This window comes from Helicobacter sp., from assembly GCF_014799995.1.
Taxonomy (GTDB): domain Bacteria; phylum Campylobacterota; class Campylobacteria; order Campylobacterales; family Helicobacteraceae; genus Helicobacter_D.
The window spans coordinates 1-21,331 of sequence record NZ_JAAVGY010000047.1; the positions used below are offsets into that span (position 1 = coordinate 1).

Below are 21,331 nucleotides of genomic sequence, written 5' to 3' on the forward strand. Positions count from 1 at the left end.
AATAACACGCAAATATTCCACTTTGTCATTGCGAGAAAACCTTTAGGTTTTCGTGGCAATCTATAATACTGAATACAAAAACTTTTACAATGGAATCTTAATTAAAATAGATTATCAAAGGCGAGATTCTTTCATTTGGATTGCCACGAATCGCAAGCGATTCTCGCAAGGACGCAGTAGTAAAGTTATAAATAGATGAGATTATGGATTGCTTCGCTTCGCTCGCAAGGACACAGTGGGAAAGTTACAAGTCCTCGCAAGGACGAGATAACAAAATTATAGTATGTAAGATTACCGCGCGGAGTTATAGTCCGCCAAATCGCCGCTCTCTTTGATGAAATTCTTTTAGCATTAATTCTAGCTCTTGTGTGCTGAAGTTGGGCCACAGAGTTTGGGTAAAAAACAGCTCCGCATACGCACTTTGCCACAAAAGAAAGTTAGACAAACGCATTTCCCCGCCCGTTCTTATTAGCATATCCACTTCCGGGATTCCTTGCGTATCTAATGCTTGGGCGATACTTCCCTCGTCAATCTCCACACTGCTTTGCTTGAGCTTGATAAATGCGCGCCTTAATTCGTCTTTCGCACCATAATTTAGGGCTAGAATCTGTGTCATTCCGCTACATTGCGCGCGTGTTTGCTGCTCTAGTGATTGGATTTCTTGTTGCAACTTCACGCTTAATGCGCTAATATCCCCTATGCTTTTAAAGATAATATTAGATTGCAAATAAGTCTTTCGCTCGGCAACTAGATATTCTCCTAAAAGATTCATCAAATATTCCACTTCCGCCTTAGGACGTTTCCAATTCTCCGTAGAAAACGCATAAAGGCTCAAGTATTCTATGCCACTTTGGGCGCAATATTCCGTGATTTCGCGGATTTTTTTTGCGCCCTCTTTGTGTCCAAAAATGCGCGGTTTCAAATGCTGCTTCGCCCACCTGCCATTTCCGTCCATAATCAGTGCTAAATGCCGCACCATATTTAGCCCTCTAAATCCAACAAAGAATCGCTAAAATCGTATAAAGGCACGATTCCGCTATCTACACTAATGTTTGTTTCATTGATAAATTCAAGCTCGCTTAGGTTTTGACGCAACAAGCGCGCCACGCCCTCATACATTACGCTAATGTCTAGCCGCACGCCCTCTTTAAAGTCCCAAAGCATTCCCCAAGTCGCGCCGAGATTTGCAAAGACAGAATAAAATTCCAAGCATTCTTGCGTCCCTACGCGCTTTTTCTTTATTTGCATTAAGCCATCTTTGCTTTCGTCATCGTAATGTAAGGGAATCGTCAAGACCTTTTGCTTCAATGACATTAGCATATGACTTAAAAAGGCAAACTCCCACCTAGATTCCGCACTTGCCAAACGCTCGCTTAAAAATCCTCGCATTACATCAAAGGGATTCTCACTCTCTTTTAAGAATTGCTGCATTGCCTCGCTGCTAAGCTTGAGCGGGACATTTTGTTCTTTAAGCAAATCTGGCTGCTTGATAAGATTAGAAAGCGTGATACCCCCTGCACTCCCGCGCCCCATTTGCGCCCAATATTTCCCCCCAATCTCTAATTCTTTCAAGCTTTTTGTCTCCATTGCGACATTTCCAACTTTAAGCATATAGCGGATTCCTTGCATTTTCTCCATTACTTCTAGCTTCATTGGCAAGGAGGCATTAAATTGTGTCGGCTTACTCGCGGAATTTTGTAGGGTGTTTTGGACTTGGGCAAGCTGACTTAGTTGCTTTATCATAGGTTTTTTGCCTGTTGTAAGATTTTTAAAGCCAAGCTTAGTTTATCACAGAATCCTAAATCTATTGCTAATGCTTCTTGTATCCAAAAGATTTGATTATCGGGGGATTCTAAGGGGGTTTTCGTGGAAGTAATGGTGTTAAGACAAATGGCGTCTAGGTTTTTGTCGCGCAATGCGTTCTGCGCGTTTTGGACGCTTAGCTTTTCTGTTTGCGATTCTAGTTTAAAGCCAATGGTTTTTTGCCTTTTGGGCAATGTTGCTAGAATGTCTTGATTTTCTTGTAATTGCAGATTCCATACTGCGCCGATTTCTTTCTTTTTGAGCTTGCCTTGCGCCTTAGACTTAGGGAGATAATCGCTAATGGCTGCACTCATAAACAAAAAAGATTGCGCCTTATCTGTGGGTTTGGAATCCTGCCAAGCTCGGATAGCCTCTAAGAATCTTTTGCTAGATTCTACGGTCTTGATTTGTATGCCCAAAGGCAGAGGATAGGGCATTTGAGAGCTGACAAAACAGACTTGCGCACCCAAAAAATAAGCAGCAAGTGCCAAAGACGCGCCCATTTTGCCACTAGAGAAGTTAGAGAGATAGCGCACCGCGTCTAATGCTTCTTTGCTTCCGCCTCCGCTTACACATACTGCGCACTGCTCCCAAAACGGCTCGGCAAGAAGAGTGCGTATCACGCAAAACACAATCTCTAGCGGATTTGCTAACGCTCCATTCCCCACGATTCCACACGCTAGCTCTTTGCATTGGGGGGAAATGATTTGCACACCGCGCATTTGTAGAATCTTGAGGGATTCTAAAGTCGCGGGATTTTCTAGCATTTTGGTGTTTGCCGCAGGGGCGAGGAGTTTGGGTTTATCAAAGGCGAGAAAGCTCTCTAATAGCGCATTATCTGCGATTCCATTTGCAAGCTTGTTAAGCGTATTTGCGCTACTTGGGGCAATCAAAAACACATCTCCCCAAGCGGCAAGTTCAATGTGATTGCAAGGATTCTGCCCCCAATTCTGCGAATCTTGCGTCAAAACCTGATGATGAGAAATTGCTTCAAAAAGCAAAGGCTGAATGAAATCTTGCGCGCCCTTGCTCATCACTACGCGCACCTTTGCACCTAGTTTTTGCAAGATTCTTATCACTTCTAATGCCTTATAAATAGCCACGCTACCACACACGCCTAAAATGACTTTTTTGTTTTCAAGCAATTTAGGCAGAGATTCTACAAACGCGTCCTCTCGTCTCATCGCCCTATTCCGCTTCTGCTTCAAAGTTAGAATCCGCTGCTGTTACGACTTTGGCAGCTTTAACATTTTTGGGTTGCACATATCCCAAATCTGCTAACACATTAACAAGTTTTGCCAAGACAGGACCGCCTGTCCCACTCCCACTTCCTCCGTGCTCTACCATTATGGTAATAACATAACGAGGATTCTCCACAGGAAAGAAACTAGTAATCCAAGCTTGCGAGCGGTGAAAATAGTCCATATCCTTTTCTTTAATCCGCTCTTTATCCGCTTGTGAAATGCCTACGACTTGGGCTGTCCCTGTCTTACACGCAAGGGAGACTTTGGATTCTCTTGTCGCTAGATTCGCTGTGCCACCAGCCTCCGAACACACTTGACGCATTCCCTCTCTTAAGACATTGAGTTTGCTCTTTTCAAACGCATTTAAGACATCTTTAGGCTCATAGACTAACTCTTCTTTCCCTATGATTTTGGCAAAATGAGGCGTGGGTAATTTGCCACTTGCAATCAAAGCAGTATAGTTTGCAATCTGCAAAGGCGTCGTTAAAAACAACCCTTGCCCAATAGAACTTACGACATTATCACCCGAATACCAATTTTGCTTAAAACGGGATTTTTTGAGGCTTGGGCTTGGCACGATTCCTGAAAACTCATTGGGCAAGTCTACCCCGGTCTTTTGCCCAAGCCCCATAGTCTTTAGCACTTTGGCGATATTTTCAAAATCTGTGCGCAAGGAGAGAATATAAAAATAAACATCTACGCTACGTTTTAGGGCTTTATATAAATCCGCGCTCCCGTGTCCCTCCTTTTTCCAATCACGAAATTTTCTCCCCCCAAGCTCTATAAATGCTGGGGTTTTAATTTCTGTCGTCTCGTTGATTCCTGCATATTCCAAGAGGGCTAAGCCCATTCCCATTTTGATAACAGAACCGGGCGGATATAAGCCATTAATAAATTTATTTATCAAGGGTTTGTAGGGACTCTCACGCAAGACATTCCAATTCTCATAAGAAATTCCACCGACAAAATGATTCAAATTATACTCGGGGTAACTTCCTGCGGCTAAAATCTCTCCATTTTGCACGTCCATTACAATGGCTGCACCATTTTTGTCTGCAAAAATCTCGTCCATTGCGCGCTGCAATCTAATATCCAGAGTGGTTGTTAGGTTGTGGTTTTCAATCGCTGATTTATAGGAGACGATTTCCATTTCTTGATTGAGTGCTGTTACTTTGACGATACGTTCTCCTATTTCACCCTGCAAATAATTATCATATTGTCGCTCTAAACCCTCTTTGCCAATATTTCCTGTATATTTTGCAATGGGTTGGCTTTCAATATCTTTTTGGTTAGCTTTGCTAACATAGCCAATCACATGCGAAGCAGAAGTAATGTTTGGATAATATCTGTGTGCCAAAGGGATAATACGCAAATTTTCACTTTGGGAAAGCTGTGTATAATGCGATAAAATAAAGTCGTGCTCTACGAACTCAATCACGGGAATATAATCGTGATTATAAGGCGAATCCTTATGCCGATAGTTTTTAACTAATTCTTCTTTAGAATATGTTGGAAAAAATACCAAAAGTTTTTCTATTTCTTGCTCCAATAAAGGCAAATTAGAACGCAAAGAAAAACGTGGAGGCAAGGCGAGCATAAACCCTACATTATTGGTCGCTAATGGCTCATTATTGCGGTCCAAAATCTGCCCACGCACAGGGGCAATGTATTCCTCACGCAAGATATTTTTAGTCGCTTGCTCTTGATAAAAGGATTGTTTCAGAATACTCAAATCAAAAATTCTCACCAATAATACAACCCAAAACAAAACAAACATTGCAAAAATAATCACTAGACGTATATTATTCATCATAAAATCCACATAAAAAACCAGATTAACACAATTTCACAGGCAATATAAAATCCAATCAACCACGAAATTTGTGGCACATCAATATCAAAAAAATATCCAAAGAAATTCAAAAATAAAAAATAACCCCAATACGCATACGCAATAAATAATGGGATAAAAATTTTGTTATGCCCAAAAAATTTACGAAATTTAGGTAAAACAATTTGAAAGGATAATGCAATAAATAAAATTATACTCAAAAATGGCAAGTTTTTGCTTGCCTCAAAGTAGATAAAAAACGGCACTAAAAAATAAAAAATCTCAAATGAATGTTCCTCATAATTTTCTTGTGCTAGCACATACATTACACCCAACAAGGGAGGCAAAAAATAAAAAATATCTGTTAAAGCTGTATAGCCAATCAGCACACAAACTAAAAAAAAGATTTTTAGATTTTTTTTATTAATGCTATTTCTTCGCATAGTGGAAAATGTTTGCATAAGATACAATCCGCCCATATTTTTTGATTTGGTATATTTTCTTTACTGACTTCTTGAAAACCCAATTTTTCAAACAAAACGCGTTTATAAGTCAAAACTAAAATCTCCTTGATTCCAAGTATTTTACCCTCCTCCTCACAATTTGAAATCAATGCACTTCCTACCCCCAACCTTTGCGCAAAGGGCGCAACGATGAGACTGCGAATCTCGGCTAATTCTAAAGCGTGGATATGCAAGGCACAGAATCCCAACATTACAGGTTTTTGAAGCTCATTTAAATGCTTAGATTCTAATGTGAGCTTTGATGTTTGCGCTTGCTTGACATTCTCTAGCACAGATTCTTCCTCCCAAGCTACGTGATAAGAACGAATCATATTTGCCATTGTTTCTACTGAACGTTCTAAAATCACACCACGTTCCACCTCTGGGCGCACTATCTTGCGCATCATCGGAATATCCTCTAAAATCGGTCGTCCAATAATCATAATTCCTCCAAAACCTCTTGCCCAAGCGCATTTGCAAGAATAAAATCTGTGATTCTCTCTTGGTTTTGCTTTTTCAATGAACTAGAAAACTGGGCTTTAGGGAATGCGGATTTTAGCTTGCTTTGCTCCCTTGCATTGAGCTTGTCAAACTTCGTAAAAATCCGCACCAAATGCTGGTCTTGCTTAAGAAATTGAGAAACAAAAGAAACAAGATGAGAATCAATCTCCAAATCAGGGTGGCGACTATCTACCAAATGCACAAACAATTTAATGCTCTCGCGTTGATACAAAAATTCTACCAAATTACGATTCCATAATTCTTTCTGGCTTTTTGCCACTTTTGCATAACCAAAACCCGGTAAATCTACCAACATAACCTTTAGCATTTCGGATTCTGTCCGATTTAAAGCACTTGTTTCTTTCCATTCGGTCAAAAAGAAATTGATTAATTGTGTTTTGCCCGGTGTGGCAGAGCTTTTCGCAAGATTTTTTTGATTGCAAATCAAGTTAATCAATGTGCTTTTACCTACATTGCTGCGTCCTAAAAAGGCTACTTCTGAAATCATCGGCGGAGGGCATTGGGCAAGTGTTTGTGCCGAAGTTTGGAATCGTGCAGACTTCAAGACATAATGGCTCATTTGGGCTCTTTCTCAAGCTTAAAAATCAAGCGGGCGGGTTTGTCATCATTGCCCAAAACATTAATAAAGCCCTCTTTGTAGCGAATGATAATTTTATCTCCACGCACAATATTATTTTTCGCCGGCTCTTTAACGACTGCATTACCTAGAATCTGATATTCTTGATTTGCAGGTGTATAGAGTGCCTCATTCGCTTGCCCTTCAACTTTGCGTCCGTCTTGCAAAGTAAGCCAAAATCGCACATTGCCCTTTGCTTGCATTTTGTTGGGACGATTGTTTGTATCAAGATATATCCACGCTTCATTGGCTTTCAGTAAATCGTTTGCTCGCCTCACTTCTACATTTCCTTTTAGCTGTGTTAGTTTGCGCTTTTCGTCTCCTATAAGCTCTTTTGCACTTACCTCAATCTCCTCCGCCCAAGCACAAGAAATCAAAAAAACGAGCAAGAATCGCACTAAGACTTTCATTCATTTGCCTTTAGGATTCCATTAACATTTTGCGCATAAATCTTGTTTTCTCTATAAGCAATATTTTGTCCGCGAATCTTGTAGTTTTCCTCTAAGATGATAAATTCTCCCTCTCCCTTTAATTCTTTTTTGTCTGGGTTATACCGCGCCACTTGACTCCAAAACTCTACTGCATTGCGTTTATAATTAACGCCTTGCGGGAAAAACATCTCTTGATTATCATAAAGTGCAAAATTAGATTGCAAATTCTCTTGCCCAAAAATATTTTTTTTATTGTTTTTGGATTCTGTGCTTGGAAAGGTAAAATTAATCACGCTAAAATGCTCCAATTCATTGATTTTTTGGGTATTTTCGCGCGCCTTTTTCCCAAACGCAATAATACTGACACCCTGCAAACCTATTCTATAATATTCAAAATCAAAGATTTCAAATCTTGAGACTTCGTTTAAATTCTTTGGATTTTGCGCTTTTTTGCCACTTAGGGCAACTACCATTACAAGACTAAAAACACAAAGGGTGAGAAAAAATATCGGGACTAAGCGACCGCTTTTGAGTTGATTAATTTTAAGCAAAGATTTCATAAAGTTTAGCTTGTAGTTTTTCTTTTTTGATGAGTTGATTAATCATCTTGCGCACCGCACCTTTGCCGCCTTTACACTTTAAGACTTTATGCACACTTTGTTTGACCTCCTTTACCGCATCGCAGGGAGCGAAAGAATATTTAACAAGCCTCAATAGATTCAAGTCATTCAAATCATCTCCGATAGCCGCCACCTCTTTTAAAGTCAAATGGGATTCTTTCAAAATTTCCTCTAGGGCTTTTGCCTTATCACTCACGCCCTGCCTTAGATAAGTAACTTTTAGCTCCTCTGCCCGTTGCTTTACTAATTGGGATTCTCTTCCTGTAATGATTGCTACCTTTTTTCCAAGCTTAAGCCAAGCAGCGATTCCTAAACCATCTTTGACATTAAACGCCTTAAGCTCCACGCCCTCATTACTATAAATCAAACTTCCATCACTTAGAGTGCCATCTACATCTAACACGATTAATTGAATCATAAAACGCCCTTTGTGCTTGGGATTCCAAGTGCTTCGTTTTTCAAGCTTGCCCTACGCAAAGCAACGGCAAAGGCTTTAAAAGCAGCTTCTATCAAATGATGCTTGTTGCTACCTCGTTTCTGAACAATATGTGCAGAAATTCCAGCATTGATAATCACTGCGCGAAAAAACTCCTCTACTAATTCACAATCAAAATCACCCACTTTACCCTCCACATTCAAATCAAAGACTAAAAAAGGGCGATTGCTAAGGTCTAAATCACATTCCACACACGCTTCGTCCATTACAATAGAAGCATTCCCGAAACGTTCAACCTTTTGGATAGGAAAAAGAGAATCTTTAAGCAAAGCACCAATCACAATCCCGCAATCCTCTACACTATGGTGAAAATCCACTTCCAAATCTCCCTTGCATTGCAATTTCAAATTCCAATTTGAATGCTTACAAAGTGATTCTAGCATATGATTAAAAAACCCAATATTTGTTGAAATCTCCGCTCTCCCTTCACCATAAATCTCTAAAGTTGCGCTGATTTGTGTTTCTTTGGTGTTACGTGTGAGGGTTTTCATTATCCATTCCTTACAATGATGATTTGATTCGGATTCTTTTAATCTATTCTGTCGTAATAAACGCGCCTGTGATTCTTTGTGAGGCAATAAAGTCCTTTGCCTCTGCTTCACTTTGAAATCCACTTAAAAACACGCGATAAATGGGCATTCCTTGCAATGTGTATTCTTTGATGATTGCCGGATAGCCATATTGGTTTGTATGCGTTCCTTGATGACTTTCTGCGCCTTTTTTGTTTCTAAAAGCACCAATTTGCACAAGAAATCGCGAAAGCTGCACACTTTGCTGCGTATGTGCAATTTTATATTCACTGCGCGCAAGCGTCTCTTGGTTTAAAGGCATAGAATCCGAAATTGTCCCATTAAAGCCAATAACTTCTAAACGCACAGGTGCTGTACCTTTGCCCACCATATCAATGTCTTTTGCTGCACTATTGGATAAATCAATGATTCTTCCTGCTACAAATGGACCACGATCGTTAATACGTACAATTGTGGTTTTGCCATTTTCCTTATTTGTTACGCGTACAATCGTATTCATAGGCAAAGTTTTATGTGCGGCAGTGTGCGCATACATACTATAAGTTTCACCATTGGAAGTTTTTTTGCCATGAAATTTTGGACCATACCAACTTGCGATTCCATCATAAGTTTCCCCCAATGCAACATTGGTTGGATAATACCATTTACCATTCACTTTATAGGGCTTCATTGTCGCTTTATGGGCTTGTTTGCTAGTATTCATCACCCCATAATCTGGAGTGGCAGGAGTGGCTGGATTATAATGCACATTACTTTCGCGAGAACAACCACAAAAACTAGCGATAATCGCTACACTAACTAGAAAAACCCTAGAAAGATTCCTCATGCCTTATCCTTTTCAAGAGGAATAATGATTTCTTGGTTAATAGACAAAGAATTGGCATTTTTGATTGCATTGTATTGGGTAATGCGTTTGCTCGGTACTCCATAACGTTTAGCAATCGACTGAATCGTCTCTCCCTTGCCCACACGATGAACCAAATGCTTAACTTGGGCTTTTTCTTGAGTTTGTGTTTTAGTCTTGTAATGTGCTAAAAACTGATAAGGCATATAAACAGAATAAGTTTTCCTGCCATAAGTGGGTGTCATATTGCGCTTAAATTGTGGATTATAATGCTGTAAATCCGCTAGACTCAATCCTGTTTGTGAAGCAATCTTGCTAAGAGGTGTTGCGGGGGGCACTTCAATCGAAGCAAGCAAAGAATTTGCACCGCGATTAAGGAAATAATCATAATTGTTAGTCTTTAATGTATCCACATTGCGAAACATTAAAGAGACAGATAGAATCTTGCGGATATACATACGACTTTCAAGTGGGATATATTTTATCTCTGGGTCTAAAAGCACACTAAGCGAATCGCTACCTGCTTCACTGATTGCGCGTCTTAGTCGCCCATCGCCACAATTATAAGCAATCGCAGCAAGATACCATTTGCCAAAACTTTCTTTTAAGGACTTAAGATAGGCTATCGCGGCTTTGGTAGATTTAATCGGGTCTTTGCGTTCATCAATTTGTGCGTCAATCTTCAATCCTAAAGACTTCGCGGTTTTGGGCATAAATTGCCACATTCCCATTGCGCGCTTCCTAGACCTAGCAGTGAGAGAAAAGCCTGATTCAATCATCGCCAAATACAAAAATTCTTGCGGGATTCCTTCTTTTAAAAACATTTCTTTAAGTGTAGGGATAAATTCGTAGCCTTTTTTGAATTTTGCTAGCAAATAATCTTGTCGTGTATCATTTAAAAATGAATTTTTAACATCAATAAAGTATTCATTGTTTAAAAACTCCGGCTCTACATCAAAAGTCTTTAACACTTCCTCGCTACGCGTGTCATAACCCATTATATCAAATTGTGCAAATCCTAGAGTTGCTATTAAAAAAAGGAAATAAAAAATTTTCATTGGATACCTTAAAAATTATTTAATCAAATGCAAGAGCTAAATTTTATCTAAAATTTATAAAGTTTTCAATAAAAATATTAAAATATCTTCGTATTTATCAGCCTATTTTGCCCGATTTTGTCCCTTTTGCAAAGATTGTTGCGCTTGATTTAGGCGATTTTGTAATTGCAAAAACCAATCTTGATATTGTTTGAGTTGCATTTCTTCAACCTCATCAGGATTGTTTAGCATTACAAGAGCCTGATAATCTTTCTCAAACTCTTCTGTAATCCAACGCAACTGCAAGAATTCTTGAGGGCTTAGGCTGCCGTGCTTTAAAATCTCTAAAGCGCGTTCATAATTTTGTTTGGTTTTTTGCAAAAAATTTTGGACATTTAGACGTTGTTTTGATTGGCTAGAAATACCCAAAGCAGAACGATTATAAGGGTCTGCTTCTAAGGCTTGGGTTGCAAGATGATAAGAGGATTCAAAGTTGCCTTTTGCAAACTCCCTTTTGGCTTCACGACTTAAATTATAAGAGGGAGAAAAATAAAAATATCCTGCGATAAAAAGAAATAATCCAACGCCCCATATCCATTTCATTTAAATTTTCCTCTTTTGATTTCAATCTTCTTCCATTTTGGATTGGATAAGATTCTTTGCTTCCTCTAGCTCAAGAGATTCTATATTTAAAGGTTCTTTAATTACACAAATTACTTTGCTAAAGGGCTTTGGAATCCTAAATCTATCCCAACTTTTAAATTCCCAAAAATTTTGGTAAAGCACCCTTGAAATCACGATAGGAACTTTTGATTTCTGCGCCAAAAGCACGATTCCATCTGCCACACTATGATAAGGACCGCTTGGACCATCTGGCGTGATGATAATATACTCGTTTTGTTTGATTTTCTTGATTGCCTCCAAGAGTGCTTTCGCTCCTCCTTTAGAACTTGAGCCACGCAAGGAATCAATGCCAAAATACCGAATCACTCTTGCAATTAACTCTCCATCAAAATGCTGACTAATCAGCACAGAGACTTTTTGATGACGATTCAAAAATTTGTTGCATATTAAGGATTGCAACAATAATTCCCCGTGCCAAAATGCGACAATAAAAACTTGCTTCTCTGCAATTTTGTCCAAGACTTCCGAAGATACCCGAAACTCAAAACGCACAAAATAAGGCAGAATCTTAATCATAAAGGCAAAAATTGGCGGGAGCAATTGAATCAAGATTTTTCGTTTCTTTTCCTTAGAAATCTTAAGATTTAGAAATTTTATTTTATCTCTAATGCCATTCATTATCAATTTCACGCTTTATGATTCAACTAACTCACCTACAAGCTGTGCGCCTTTGATTTGACTGATTTTTACCTCGCAAATTTCTCCAATCAGATTACGCCCTGCTTTGACGCGCACAAGTTTATTGGTATCACTCCGACCCTCAAGCAATAAATTTGCATCATCAAAGCTTTCAAATAGGATTTTATGCACATTCCCTAATTGCTTAATATTGTCTTCTGTTAAGATTTCTTTATGACGTTCTTTTAAAAGCATTAAACGTTCTTTTGCAACTTTTTCATCTACCGATTCTATGCTTTTATCTCTTTCTAACCATTTTTGCGCTTCTGTATGCGGACGCGCAGAATAAACAAAACTATAAAGAGTATCAAAACGCACTTTTTCTAGTACATCTAAGGTATCTAAAAAATCCTTCTCACTTTCTGTCGGAAATCCGACAATAATATCTGTCCCGATACTTAGATGAGGAATGAGTGAGCGCATTTTCTCCACACGATTCAAAAACCATTCCTTGCTATATCCGCGTCTCATCTTTTGCAAAATCGCATTAGAGCCACTCTGCAAAGGCATATGAATCGCTTTGCAGATTTTAGGATTCTGCGCAAATTCTACGATAAAATCATCGTCCATATGCAAAGGGTGGGGTGAGGTGAAACGGATACGTTCTAATCCGCTAATCTGCGAAACTTCATTTAAAAGTTGCGTGAAATTTATCGTGCGGTGTTGGTGAGAAAAACGTTTCCCATAATTATTCACATTCTGCCCTAGAAGCAGAATCTCTTTTGTTCCCTTTTCTACCATACGTTTTGCTTCATCTAAAATCAAATTTGCAGGGATTGAAATTTCGTTTCCTCGTGTGTGTGGGACGATACAATAAGTGCATTTTTTATCACAACCAATAGAGATATTAATCATACCCTTTAGGGGAGATTGGATTCCTTGACTAAAAACATAGGTGCTATCATCATAATCAATATCTACCCACGCAACCCGTTCCTGATGAATAATTTGCGTAATTTTAGAGACATTACGCGCACCAAGCACAAAATCAACCGATTTGGCTTTCTTAAGAATCTGGTCACCTAAATGACTTGCGGTGCAACCACAAACACCAATTTTTGCGCTTTGTTTTTTTAATTTCGCATATTGCCCAATCTCTGAAAATAACTTTTTTTCTGGCTTCTGACGCACGGAACAAGTGTTAATTAAAATCAAATCCGCTTCTTTAGGATTCTGGGTTAGAGAGTAATGCTCCTTTTCTTCTAGCTCTGCAATGATATGCGCACTATCACGCTCATTCATTGCGCAACCAAGCGTCTCAATATAAAGTTTTTTATTCAAAGGGACTACTTATAGAATATGCATCTCATACATATAATCGCCCTCGTCTAGTCCATAACGAACCTCACGAAAATATGCGCGTTTGCCCTTTTTTTCAAAATATTCCAATAACGATTGCATTTCTTTATGAGAATTTTCTTTATCGCAATAAAAAATGTCTGAATTTTTGCTTTCTAACATTTCTTCTAATTTTTTGATTGTAACTTTAATTGGCTTTTCATTGATGTGTTCGCGCGCTAATTTAATATCCATATTCTTACCCTTAATCTTTTTAGAAAAATATTTAATTATATATTATTTTTACTTAAAAATTGATTCAATTTTATTTAAATTTTTGGCTTTTTAAAAATTCAAGTCCATTGGATTAAAAGTTATACTAAAGCCCTTATAAAGAAAATTTAAGCTAAAATCTGCGGATTTATTTAGGATTCCACAAATTCACAGACTATAAACAAACTTTAAAAGGAATAGATTTTGGAAAAAATACTAGATATTATTGAAGGTATTGCTTATGAAAAGGGACTTTCAATTGAAAATGTTTCAGAAGCCGTCAAAGAAGCAGTGATTAAAGTTGCCAAAGAGACTTTGGATTCTAACATTTACTATGAAGCAGAGATTGACAAAAAAAATAAAACACTGCATCTGTATCAAGTGATTCGTGTATGTGAAAATGACGATACGAATGCAGAAGATAGAAATAATTTCATTCCGTTAAATGAGGCTAAAAAACACGATAGCGAGATTAAAGCGGGCGATGAATTGCGCTATGAACTTAGTTTAGAGGATATGAGCAGAAGTGCTGTTAATTTGCTTTTTAGAGAACTAGAATACAAAATCCAACGTTTAATTGAAACACAGCTTTTTGATAAATACAAATCACAGGTTGGAAAAATCGTCAGCGGAAATGTCGTGCGCACTGATAATCTAGGCAATACCTACGTAGAAATTGATGAAATTCGTGCGATTCTACCTAAAAAGAATCGTATCAAGGGTGAAGAGTTTAATGTAGGGCAAGTGATTGGTGCTGTGCTAAAGCACGTGGGAATTGACCGCCAAAACGGCATTATGATTGAATTAAGTCGCACCACACCTAAAATGCTAGAAGAGCTTTTAAGATTAGAAGTGCCAGAAATCAAAGACGGTGAAGTAGAAATTGTTAATTGCGCAAGGATTCCGGGAGAACGCGCTAAGATTGCCCTTAGAACCACTTCAAACAAAATTGACCCCGTAGGAGCAACTGTGGGAATCAAGGGCGTGCGCATTAATGCGGTTTCAAAGGAACTCAAAAACGAAAGCATTGATTGCATAGAATATTCTCCACAACCCGAAATTTACATTGCACGCGCACTTTCTCCCGCACTCGTGATGAGTGTTAGCCTAGAAGAGAACAAGGCGATTGTCAGTATCACAAGCGAGCAAAAGCCAAAAGCTATTGGCAAAAGTGGAATCAATATCCGACTAGCTTCTATGCTAACAGGTTTTAATATTGAACTCAAAGAAATTGATAATATAAACCAAAACACACAACATATTAGCGAAAACAATGCGCAAGAAACACCCAAAAATAATCTTGAGATTCTTTCTTCGCTTTTCAAAGAATAGTAAAAAAGTGATTGTTTTACCGCTTTTTAAATGTTTTTAGAATAAAATCTCAAGCTTATTTGAGCATTTTTAGATAATTTTGGAGTTTTTATGATTGGCTGGATGCAAAAACACAAAAAATATTTAATCGTAACCATTTGGATTAGCACGATTGCCTTTGTAGGTGCGGGATTTGTGGGTTGGGGAAGTTATAGCTTCTCAAGCACAAGCAACGCCGTTGCAATCGTGGGAGATAGGCAAATTAGTTTTGACAAACTGCAACGCGAATATGCCAAACTTTATAATCTCTATAACCAACTATTCAATGGCACATTAGACAATGAACAAGCCAAAAAAATAGGCATTGAAGACCAAGCATTAAATAATCTTATCTCCCGCGCTTTAAGGCTTAATTATGCCTATGATTTAGGCTTACGCGTTAGCAAAGAAGAAGTAATAAATACCCTTACTTCAATGGATACTTTTCAAAATAATGGCAAATTTGACAATGAAATCTATAAACGTCTTCTTGCAGATAATCAACTCCGCCCTAAAGACTTTGAAGAAGAATTGAGTGAGAATCTCTTGCTTGAAAAACTCCATACTATTTTAGAGATTCCACTCACTCCACTAGAAACCCAAATGATGAGTGCGGTGTATTTTACAGAAGACCACATCAAGTTTGAAATCCTTAAGCAATCCGATATTGTCTTCACTCCTACGCAAGAAGCCATTAAAAAATATTGGGAAGAGAATCAAGACATTTACCAAACTGAACGTGGCTATGAGATTGCAAGCATATTGATTTCTCCAGAGAGCATTCAAGCAACTGAAGAAAATCTCAAAAAATATTATGAGGATTTCAAAAATCAATTCTTGGATACTAATGGACAGCTTTTACCTTTTAAAGAAGTAAGAAAACAGGTATTAGAAAAATACAAAGACACGCAAGCAGAAAAAGAATCCTTGAAAGAATATATTACCCTGCGTAAAGGAGAAAATCCAAATGCAAAAACAACCGTGATTTATGAGGGTGATGAAAGCTACGGAGTAGAGTTTTTGAATCTACTTAGCCAAACAAAAGAACAAAACACAATCAAACCCGTTAAAACCAAAGAGGGTTATATCACTGCAAAGGTGATAAAAATTATTCCAAGTCAGCCAAAATCCTATGAAGCTGCCAAACTAGACGCAACAGAGGATTTTATAAGCTTTGAAAAAGCAAAATTATTAGAAGAGCGAGCCAAAGCACAATTAGCAAATTTCAAAGGAATAGATGGTGGTTATCTAAGTCGCGAAAGTCGCGCTAATTTAAAGGGCTTAACTGAACAAGAAAGTCAAGATTTTATTGCTCAACTTTTTACCAAAACACAAGCAAAAGGCTATATTTTCTTACAAGATAAGATAATTTTATATGAAATCCTTGACCAAAGACTGAAAAATTCTGATATAATGGCGAAAAATTTAGACTTTTTAACACAGAGTGGTATGCAGGTCAAATCGCGGCTCACAGAAGTCGCTTTTATGGAGCATTTATTAAAAATTTATAAAATCGTTAAAAAAATCTAAATACGCGGAAATGCGGTTTGTAACAAAGGATAAGGATTTGGAACAAATACTTTTAGGTATTGATATAGGTTCAACAAAAATCTGCGCAATTATTGCCACTTGCAAAGATGGAATCCCTCATATCATCGGCACGGGATTTCATAAATCACAAGGATTGAAAAAGGGCTCTATCACTAATATAGAGCAAGCAAGTCGCGCAATCAAAGATGCTGTCAATGATGCAAGGCGCGTAGCAGGCACTAACATTAATAAAGCCGTCATTTCCATTTCTGGTGCTTATACCAAAAGTACCGATAGTTCTGGAATCGTAAATATCCCCAATAATGAAATTGGAGTTAAAGAAATTAATCGCGTAATCCAAACGGCACTTTATAATGCGTCTATCCCTAATGAATATGAAGTGGTACATATTTTACCTTATAATTTCAAGCTAGACGATCAAGATTTCATTGACGATCCAATGGGAATGAGCGGTAGTCGCTTGGAAGTCTCTGTGCGTATCATCACCGCACAAAGATCAAGCTTAGGAAATCTCAAAAAAGCCATTAAAACCGCTGGTATTGATATTGAAAACATTGTGCTCTCTTCTTATGCCTCTTCCATAGCTGTTTTAAGTGAGGATGAAAAGAATCTAGGAGTTGCGTGCATTGATATGGGAGGGAGCACCTGTGAGTTAATGATTCACGTTGGAAACTCTTTGCGTTACAATAATTTCTTGGGTGTTGGCTCTAACCATATCACAAATGACTTAGCAATGGCACTGCACACCCCTCAATCAATTGCTGAACAAGTCAAAATCCAATATGGTAGCTTTCCAAAAACTTCGGAAGACACAGAAAATCTCATTGAGATTCCAAGCATTGGTGGCAACGATAGTGGCAAACACCAAGTTTCCCTTGCTGCCGTGCATAATGTCGTCTATGCACGCGTAGAAGAAACCTTGATGATACTTGCCAAATCCTTAGAAAACAGCAATCTAAAAGACCAATTAGGGAGTGGGGTTGTGCTCACAGGCGGTATGGTGCAACTAGATGGAATCCGTGATTTAGCAGCGGCACTCTTTAATGCTCCCGTGCGCCTTGCCAAACCGATAGAAATTGGCGGATTATTCACTGATTTAAAAGGACCGGAGTGTTCTACTGCAATTGGGCTTATTCTTTATGCTTCAGGCAAATTTACTAATTATGAGATTGATTCAGAAAAACGTATTCGCTATCGTAATGAAAAACTGGAAGAAGATACTGCGCAATTTCCAAAAAGCATTATCAATCCATTACAAGACAAACCATCATCTGCCAATCCTGTGAATAGCGTGCCAAAAAGTGCCGCAGATATTAAGCAAGATTTAAGTGACATTACAGAAATCAAACGAATCCCAACCAAAAATAGTAATTTCTTTGGGCAGCTGTGGCAAAAACTTACACAAATGTTTTGATTTAATTTAGGAGGAGTAAAGCAATGATAGAAATTCAAGAAGTCAGTCCAAGATTTGGTGCAAATATCAAAGTGATTGGTGTTGGTGGTGGTGGTAGCAATATGATTGGACACCTCATCAATACAGGCACTTATGAAGGCATTGAATTAGCGGTTGCGAACACAGACGCGCAAGCAATCAGCAGTTCAAGTGCGCCTATTAGAATACAACTTGGAGCAAAACTCACCAAAGGTTTAGGTGCAGGTATGAAGCCACAAGTAGGCAAGGATGCGGCATTAGAAAGCTATGAAGAATTAAAGCAATTTTTAGAAAATACCGACATTGTTTTCATCTCTGCGGGACTTGGTGGCGGAACAGGAACAGGCGCAGCACCCGTCATTGCCAAAGCTGCCAAAGAGGTTGGAGCATTGACCGTTTCTATCGTAACTAAACCCTTTCGCTGGGAGGGCAGACAACGCGCGAAACTCGCCGAAGAAGGCTATCGTGAATTAAAGGCGGAAAGCGATTCTATCGTTGTGATTCCAAATGAAAAACTCCTCTCAATCGTGGATAAGAACCTTGGGCTAAAAGATAGCTTCAGAATCGTTGATGATGTGCTTGTGCGTGCAGTGAATGGAATGAGTGGCGTGATTCTCTCTCATAGTGCGGGAGATATTAATGTAGATTTTGCTGATGTCAAAACCGTTATGCACCACAAAGGAATGGCATTAATGGGCATTGGTGAATCTAGCGGTGCAGATGCCGCGAAAGAAGCAATTAAAATGGCGATTGAATCTCCTCTGTTTGATAATATGTCTATCAATGGTGCAAAGGGAGTTTTGGTGCATTTTTACTTCAATCCAGATTATCCTTTGGCTGAAATCTCTAATGCAATGGAAATTGTAGAAAGCAATACAGACCCCGAAGCAGAAGTTATCTTTGGGACAACAACTGATGCAAGCCTAGAACGTGATAAAGTCCGAATCACGATTGTTGCCACAGGGTTTGAGCGCGAAGTAGCACAACAATCCTCCAATACACAAGAGCCTAGCAATAGTGAGGAGGGTTCTGCATTAAAACTTGTGAATCCTAAAGATATGAGCCAAAAAATCAACCAACCAGACACAATTATGCTCGCAAGGAAAAAAGTCAGTGGCGGAGAATGTGTCAATGATGATATTTTAGAAATCCCTGCATTTATACGCAGACAAATGGATTAATCCCTCTCCTAATTTCTACTAGCGACTCTGTGGAATCGCTAGTCATTGCTGAAACAATGCGCTTCAATTCACCAAAATGCGCAATGAAAGAGCATTACAATTCTAATTTTCATCAGGTAATAAGGAATCACAATGCAAGAACTTTTATCCAACCTTGACCTTTTGATGCTTTTATCATTATTTATAGCGGCATTGGTGGCGGGATTCGTGGATTCCATTGCAGGAGGCGGAGGAATGATTACGATTCCAGCACTCCTACTTAGTGGAATCCCGCCGCTTGAAGCCCTAGCAACAAACAAATTTCAAGCGACTTTTGGTAGTTTTTCTGCCGCCTATCACTTCTATAAACGAGGCTATTTTGACTTTAAGGCTTCTCTTCCTTTCGTCGTGCTTGTTTTTATCTTTTCAGCACTTGGCACAATTAGCGTGCAATTCGTTCAGACAGAATCTCTCTCCAAGATTCTACCTTTTTTGATTCTCCTCTTTGGATTTTACTTTTTATTTTCACCCAAAATCAGCGAGGAGCAAAGGGCAACCACTCTCCACAAGGGATTCTTGATTTTAGCTCTTGCTTGCATCGGACTTTATGATGGGTTTTTTGGACCGGGCACAGGTTCGTTTTTTATACTCTCCTTAATTGTCTTGGGAGGATTCGGACTGACGCAAAGTCTAGCCCAAGCGAAACTTTATAACTTTGCCACCAACATCGCCTCTCTTCTCTTTTTTGCCTTAGGAGGAAAAATTCTCCTCATCGTTGGAATCGTTATGGCACTAGGGCAATTCATCGGTGCAAATCTAGGTGCGCGTGCAGCAATCGCCTATGGAATCCGTATCGTTAAACCCCTCATCGTAATGGTTTCTTTCGCAATGGCAGCAAAATTATTGTATGAACAATTCCAATGAAAGACTCTAAAAACTTATGCAAAAACAATAATCAAAACAAGCTAGATTCTCCCTTGCATCATATTTTTAAGCCCATCATCTATGCAGAATCTAAAATCTTAATTTTGGGTTCTTTTCCCTCTATTGCTTCAAGACAACAAGGCTTTTATTATGCGCACCCGCGCAATCGTTTTTGGCAAGTGCTTGGAAAATTGTTTAACGAGGAATTAAAAGACAAAAGTCGTGAGGCAAAAATTACTTTTTTGCGCACGCATAGAATCGCACTTTATGATATTTGCGTAGAATGTCAAATTACAAATTCAAGTGATAGTAGCCTAAAGCCCATTACAATAGCACCTTTGAAGGACTTGATACAAAATACGCAAATCCAACATCTCTTTACCAATGGAGCAAAAGCAACGCAAATCTATCAAAAAGCCTTTAAAGATTCTAAAGCAATATCCTTTTTACCTCACACTGCCTTACCCTCCACAAGCCCGGCAAATGCGAAATGGAATCTTGAAAGACTTTGCCAAGAATGGAGCAAAATTCTCATACCCCTACGAAACTAAAAAGCCGCTTTAATACCGATTTAAAGAAAAAAGGATAAAATTCCATTTCCACTTTTGGTATGCCAAGGTAGCTCAGCTGGTTTAGAGCGCTGGTCTCATAAGCCGGAGGTCGGGAGTTCAAGTCTCCCCTTTGGTACCAAGTGCGTTCATAGCTCAGCTGGATAGAGCAACGGCCTTCTAAGCCGTAGGTCAGAGGTTCGAATCCTCTTGGGCGTACCACTAACTCAAATTTTATTTAAACAGCAAACTATAAATTTTAATTACACTTCACTTTAAAAGGCACAATATGTTAAGCAAAAATTTAGGGGGGGGGGCAAAAGAAACTAAAGTCTTTTATTAAAGATAAAAAGCTTTGGATTCTCTCTCTTTTTAAAAATGCCAAACAACACCAAAAAATAAAAGCAAGATTAGAGATTTTGGAATCTCAAAATGCAAATCTTGCAGTTTATAATGCAAGCTTGAAAAAATCTATCCAAGATTCCAAGATACAAATTCAAAAATTAGAACAACAAAACAAAAATATTATCTCGCACAATAATGCACAAAATAATGCCTTAAGAAAACTCACTCCACAGGCTTATTTAAAACTTGTAGAGATTCACCTTGCAGAGCATTGTAATTTGAATTGCTTTAGTTGTAACCATTTTTCTCAATTAGCCCCACAAGGATTTCCTGATTTGAAAAAATTTGAAACAGACATAGCACAACTTAGTCTTTTAACTAAAGGACTTATTGAAAGATTTCACTTAATGGGTGGCGAACCCTTATTAAATTCTAACTGCAAGGATTTCTTTGCCATTACACGCAAATACTTTCCAAATAGTGCAATTTGGCTCGTTACTAATGGAATCTTGCTAAACAAACAGCCAAAGGAATTTTGGGAATCTTGCAGAGAAAACAACATAGAGATTCACCCTACTAAATATCCCATTAAGATTGATTGGGAGAGGATAGAGGCACAATGTGAGGATTA

Annotated in this window: 24 protein-coding genes and 2 tRNA genes; 9 read left to right on the forward strand and 17 right to left on the reverse strand. The window is 38.5% G+C overall.

The window, feature by feature from the left end; genetic code table 11:
* Positions 1 to 304: 304 nt before the first annotated feature.
* The 17 genes from HDT10_RS07455 to HDT10_RS07535 all read right to left on the reverse strand — a co-directional run bounded on the left by HDT10_RS07455 (position 305) and on the right by HDT10_RS07535 (position 13,372).
* Positions 305 to 979, reverse strand: coding sequence for a di-trans,poly-cis-decaprenylcistransferase (locus HDT10_RS07455; RefSeq protein WP_290881806.1), 675 nt, complete (start codon positions 977 to 979; stop codon positions 305 to 307).
* 2 nt (positions 980 to 981) lie between these two features.
* Positions 982 to 1,743, reverse strand: coding sequence for a hypothetical protein (locus HDT10_RS07460; protein ID WP_290881807.1), 762 nt, complete (start codon positions 1,741 to 1,743; stop codon positions 982 to 984).
* Positions 1,740 to 2,987, reverse strand: coding sequence for a bifunctional phosphopantothenoylcysteine decarboxylase/phosphopantothenate--cysteine ligase CoaBC (gene coaBC / locus HDT10_RS07465; protein WP_290881810.1), 1,248 nt, complete (start codon positions 2,985 to 2,987; stop codon positions 1,740 to 1,742). Before coaBC ends, HDT10_RS07460 begins: the two co-directional genes overlap by 4 nt.
* 4 nt (positions 2,988 to 2,991) lie before the next feature.
* Positions 2,992 to 4,857, reverse strand: coding sequence for a penicillin-binding protein 2 (gene mrdA, locus HDT10_RS07470; RefSeq protein ID WP_290881860.1), 1,866 nt, complete (start codon positions 4,855 to 4,857; stop codon positions 2,992 to 2,994).
* On the reverse strand, positions 4,857 to 5,321 hold the full coding sequence (locus HDT10_RS07475; RefSeq protein ID WP_290881811.1) for a hypothetical protein: 465 nt from the start codon (positions 5,319 to 5,321) through the stop codon (positions 4,857 to 4,859). Before HDT10_RS07475 ends, mrdA begins: the two co-directional genes overlap by 1 nt.
* Complete coding sequence (locus HDT10_RS07480; RefSeq protein ID WP_290881815.1) at positions 5,288 to 5,824, reverse strand: GNAT family N-acetyltransferase; 537 nt, start codon at positions 5,822 to 5,824, stop codon at positions 5,288 to 5,290. The genes HDT10_RS07475 and HDT10_RS07480 overlap by 34 nt, the downstream gene beginning before the upstream one ends.
* Complete coding sequence (gene yihA, locus HDT10_RS07485) at positions 5,821 to 6,462, reverse strand: ribosome biogenesis GTP-binding protein YihA/YsxC (protein ID WP_290881818.1); 642 nt, start codon at positions 6,460 to 6,462, stop codon at positions 5,821 to 5,823. Before yihA ends, HDT10_RS07480 begins: the two co-directional genes overlap by 4 nt.
* Positions 6,459 to 6,929 carry a lipopolysaccharide transport periplasmic protein LptA gene (gene lptA / locus HDT10_RS07490; protein WP_290881821.1) on the reverse strand — a complete coding sequence of 157 codons (471 nt, stop codon included), beginning with the start codon at positions 6,927 to 6,929 and terminating at the stop codon, positions 6,459 to 6,461. The genes yihA and lptA overlap by 4 nt, the downstream gene beginning before the upstream one ends.
* On the reverse strand, positions 6,926 to 7,510 hold the full coding sequence (locus tag HDT10_RS07495) for a hypothetical protein (protein ID WP_290881823.1): 585 nt from the start codon (positions 7,508 to 7,510) through the stop codon (positions 6,926 to 6,928). The genes lptA and HDT10_RS07495 overlap by 4 nt, the downstream gene beginning before the upstream one ends.
* Positions 7,494 to 7,988, reverse strand: a complete 495-nt coding sequence (locus tag HDT10_RS07500; protein WP_290881826.1) for an HAD family hydrolase — start codon at positions 7,986 to 7,988, stop codon at positions 7,494 to 7,496. Before HDT10_RS07500 ends, HDT10_RS07495 begins: the two co-directional genes overlap by 17 nt.
* Positions 7,985 to 8,557, reverse strand: a complete 573-nt coding sequence (gene hisB, locus HDT10_RS07505) for an imidazoleglycerol-phosphate dehydratase HisB (RefSeq protein ID WP_290881829.1) — start codon at positions 8,555 to 8,557, stop codon at positions 7,985 to 7,987. The genes HDT10_RS07500 and hisB overlap by 4 nt, the downstream gene beginning before the upstream one ends.
* Before the next feature lie 43 nt (positions 8,558 to 8,600).
* Positions 8,601 to 9,422 carry a septal ring lytic transglycosylase RlpA family protein gene (locus tag HDT10_RS07510; protein WP_290881831.1) on the reverse strand — a complete coding sequence of 274 codons (822 nt, stop codon included), beginning with the start codon at positions 9,420 to 9,422 and terminating at the stop codon, positions 8,601 to 8,603.
* Positions 9,419 to 10,498 (reverse strand): lytic transglycosylase domain-containing protein, encoded by a 1,080-nt coding sequence (locus tag HDT10_RS07515; RefSeq protein WP_290881834.1) that lies wholly within the window; start codon positions 10,496 to 10,498, stop codon positions 9,419 to 9,421. The genes HDT10_RS07510 and HDT10_RS07515 overlap by 4 nt, the downstream gene beginning before the upstream one ends.
* Before the next feature lie 102 nt (positions 10,499 to 10,600).
* Positions 10,601 to 11,080, reverse strand: coding sequence for a hypothetical protein (locus tag HDT10_RS07520; protein WP_290881836.1), 480 nt, complete (start codon positions 11,078 to 11,080; stop codon positions 10,601 to 10,603).
* Positions 11,081 to 11,101: 21 nt separating this feature from the next.
* Complete coding sequence (locus HDT10_RS07525) at positions 11,102 to 11,779, reverse strand: lysophospholipid acyltransferase family protein (protein WP_290881837.1); 678 nt, start codon at positions 11,777 to 11,779, stop codon at positions 11,102 to 11,104.
* Positions 11,780 to 11,794: 15 nt separating this feature from the next.
* Entirely contained in the window at positions 11,795 to 13,120 is a 1,326-nt protein-coding gene (gene miaB, locus HDT10_RS07530; protein WP_290881839.1) for a tRNA (N6-isopentenyl adenosine(37)-C2)-methylthiotransferase MiaB, read from the reverse strand.
* 9 nt (positions 13,121 to 13,129) lie between these two features.
* Positions 13,130 to 13,372, reverse strand: coding sequence for an HP0268 family nuclease (locus tag HDT10_RS07535; RefSeq protein WP_290881842.1), 243 nt, complete (start codon positions 13,370 to 13,372; stop codon positions 13,130 to 13,132).
* A gap of 222 nt (positions 13,373 to 13,594) precedes the next feature.
* Here HDT10_RS07535 and nusA point away from each other — a divergent pair, with 222 nt between their 5' ends.
* The 9 genes from nusA to HDT10_RS07580 all read left to right on the forward strand — a co-directional run.
* On the forward strand, positions 13,595 to 14,722 hold the full coding sequence (nusA, locus tag HDT10_RS07540; RefSeq protein WP_290881844.1) for a transcription termination factor NusA: 1,128 nt from the start codon (positions 13,595 to 13,597) through the stop codon (positions 14,720 to 14,722).
* A gap of 90 nt (positions 14,723 to 14,812) precedes the next feature.
* Entirely contained in the window at positions 14,813 to 16,270 is a 1,458-nt protein-coding gene (locus tag HDT10_RS07545; RefSeq protein WP_290881846.1) for a peptidylprolyl isomerase, read from the forward strand.
* Between the two features lie 37 nt (positions 16,271 to 16,307).
* Entirely contained in the window at positions 16,308 to 17,705 is a 1,398-nt protein-coding gene (gene ftsA, locus HDT10_RS07550; RefSeq protein WP_290881849.1) for a cell division protein FtsA, read from the forward strand.
* 23 nt (positions 17,706 to 17,728) lie between these two features.
* Entirely contained in the window at positions 17,729 to 18,904 is a 1,176-nt protein-coding gene (ftsZ, locus tag HDT10_RS07555; protein ID WP_290881850.1) for a cell division protein FtsZ, read from the forward strand.
* A 132-nt stretch (positions 18,905 to 19,036) separates the two neighbouring features.
* A complete protein-coding gene (locus HDT10_RS07560) occupies positions 19,037 to 19,807 on the forward strand; it encodes a TSUP family transporter (protein WP_290881853.1) in 771 nt (256 codons plus the stop codon).
* Positions 19,804 to 20,358: a DNA-deoxyinosine glycosylase gene (locus tag HDT10_RS07565; RefSeq protein ID WP_290881856.1), complete on the forward strand. Its 555-nt coding sequence runs from the start codon at positions 19,804 to 19,806 to the stop codon at positions 20,356 to 20,358. Before HDT10_RS07560 ends, HDT10_RS07565 begins: the two co-directional genes overlap by 4 nt.
* A 61-nt stretch (positions 20,359 to 20,419) precedes the next feature.
* A tRNA-Met gene (locus HDT10_RS07570) sits at positions 20,420 to 20,497 on the forward strand.
* A gap of 3 nt (positions 20,498 to 20,500) precedes the next feature.
* A tRNA-Arg gene (locus tag HDT10_RS07575) sits at positions 20,501 to 20,577 on the forward strand.
* A 197-nt stretch (positions 20,578 to 20,774) separates the two neighbouring features.
* Positions 20,775 to 21,331 (forward strand): radical SAM protein (locus HDT10_RS07580; protein WP_290881857.1); only part of this gene is annotated, 557 nt, incomplete at its 3' end.

Bases quoted from the DNA above. Each gene is read 5' to 3' on its own strand.
- HDT10_RS07455 (WP_290881806.1), bottom strand. From the start codon at position 979: ATGGTGCGGCATTTAGCACTGATTATGGACGGAAATGGCAGGTGGGCG.
- HDT10_RS07460 (WP_290881807.1), bottom strand. From the start codon at position 1,743: ATGATAAAGCAACTAAGTCAGCTTGCCCAAGTCCAAAACACCCTACAA.
- coaBC (WP_290881810.1), bottom strand. From the start codon at position 2,987: ATGAGACGAGAGGACGCGTTTGTAGAATCTCTGCCTAAATTGCTTGAA.
- mrdA (WP_290881860.1), bottom strand. From the start codon at position 4,857: ATGAATAATATACGTCTAGTGATTATTTTTGCAATGTTTGTTTTGTTT.
- HDT10_RS07475 (WP_290881811.1), bottom strand. From the start codon at position 5,321: ATGCGAAGAAATAGCATTAATAAAAAAAATCTAAAAATCTTTTTTTTA.
- HDT10_RS07480 (WP_290881815.1), bottom strand. From the start codon at position 5,824: ATGATTATTGGACGACCGATTTTAGAGGATATTCCGATGATGCGCAAG.
- yihA (WP_290881818.1), bottom strand. From the start codon at position 6,462: ATGAGCCATTATGTCTTGAAGTCTGCACGATTCCAAACTTCGGCACAA.
- lptA (WP_290881821.1), bottom strand. From the start codon at position 6,929: ATGAAAGTCTTAGTGCGATTCTTGCTCGTTTTTTTGATTTCTTGTGCT.
- HDT10_RS07495 (WP_290881823.1), bottom strand. From the start codon at position 7,510: ATGAAATCTTTGCTTAAAATTAATCAACTCAAAAGCGGTCGCTTAGTC.
- HDT10_RS07500 (WP_290881826.1), bottom strand. From the start codon at position 7,988: ATGATTCAATTAATCGTGTTAGATGTAGATGGCACTCTAAGTGATGGA.
- hisB (WP_290881829.1), bottom strand. From the start codon at position 8,557: ATGAAAACCCTCACACGTAACACCAAAGAAACACAAATCAGCGCAACT.
- HDT10_RS07510 (WP_290881831.1), bottom strand. From the start codon at position 9,422: ATGAGGAATCTTTCTAGGGTTTTTCTAGTTAGTGTAGCGATTATCGCT.
- HDT10_RS07515 (WP_290881834.1), bottom strand. From the start codon at position 10,498: ATGAAAATTTTTTATTTCCTTTTTTTAATAGCAACTCTAGGATTTGCA.
- HDT10_RS07520 (WP_290881836.1), bottom strand. From the start codon at position 11,080: ATGAAATGGATATGGGGCGTTGGATTATTTCTTTTTATCGCAGGATAT.
- HDT10_RS07525 (WP_290881837.1), bottom strand. From the start codon at position 11,779: ATGAATGGCATTAGAGATAAAATAAAATTTCTAAATCTTAAGATTTCT.
- HDT10_RS07535 (WP_290881842.1), bottom strand. From the start codon at position 13,372: ATGGATATTAAATTAGCGCGCGAACACATCAATGAAAAGCCAATTAAA.
- HDT10_RS07545 (WP_290881846.1), top strand. From the start codon at position 14,813: ATGATTGGCTGGATGCAAAAACACAAAAAATATTTAATCGTAACCATT.
- ftsZ (WP_290881850.1), top strand. From the start codon at position 17,729: ATGATAGAAATTCAAGAAGTCAGTCCAAGATTTGGTGCAAATATCAAA.
- HDT10_RS07560 (WP_290881853.1), top strand. From the start codon at position 19,037: ATGCAAGAACTTTTATCCAACCTTGACCTTTTGATGCTTTTATCATTA.
- HDT10_RS07565 (WP_290881856.1), top strand. From the start codon at position 19,804: ATGAAAGACTCTAAAAACTTATGCAAAAACAATAATCAAAACAAGCTA.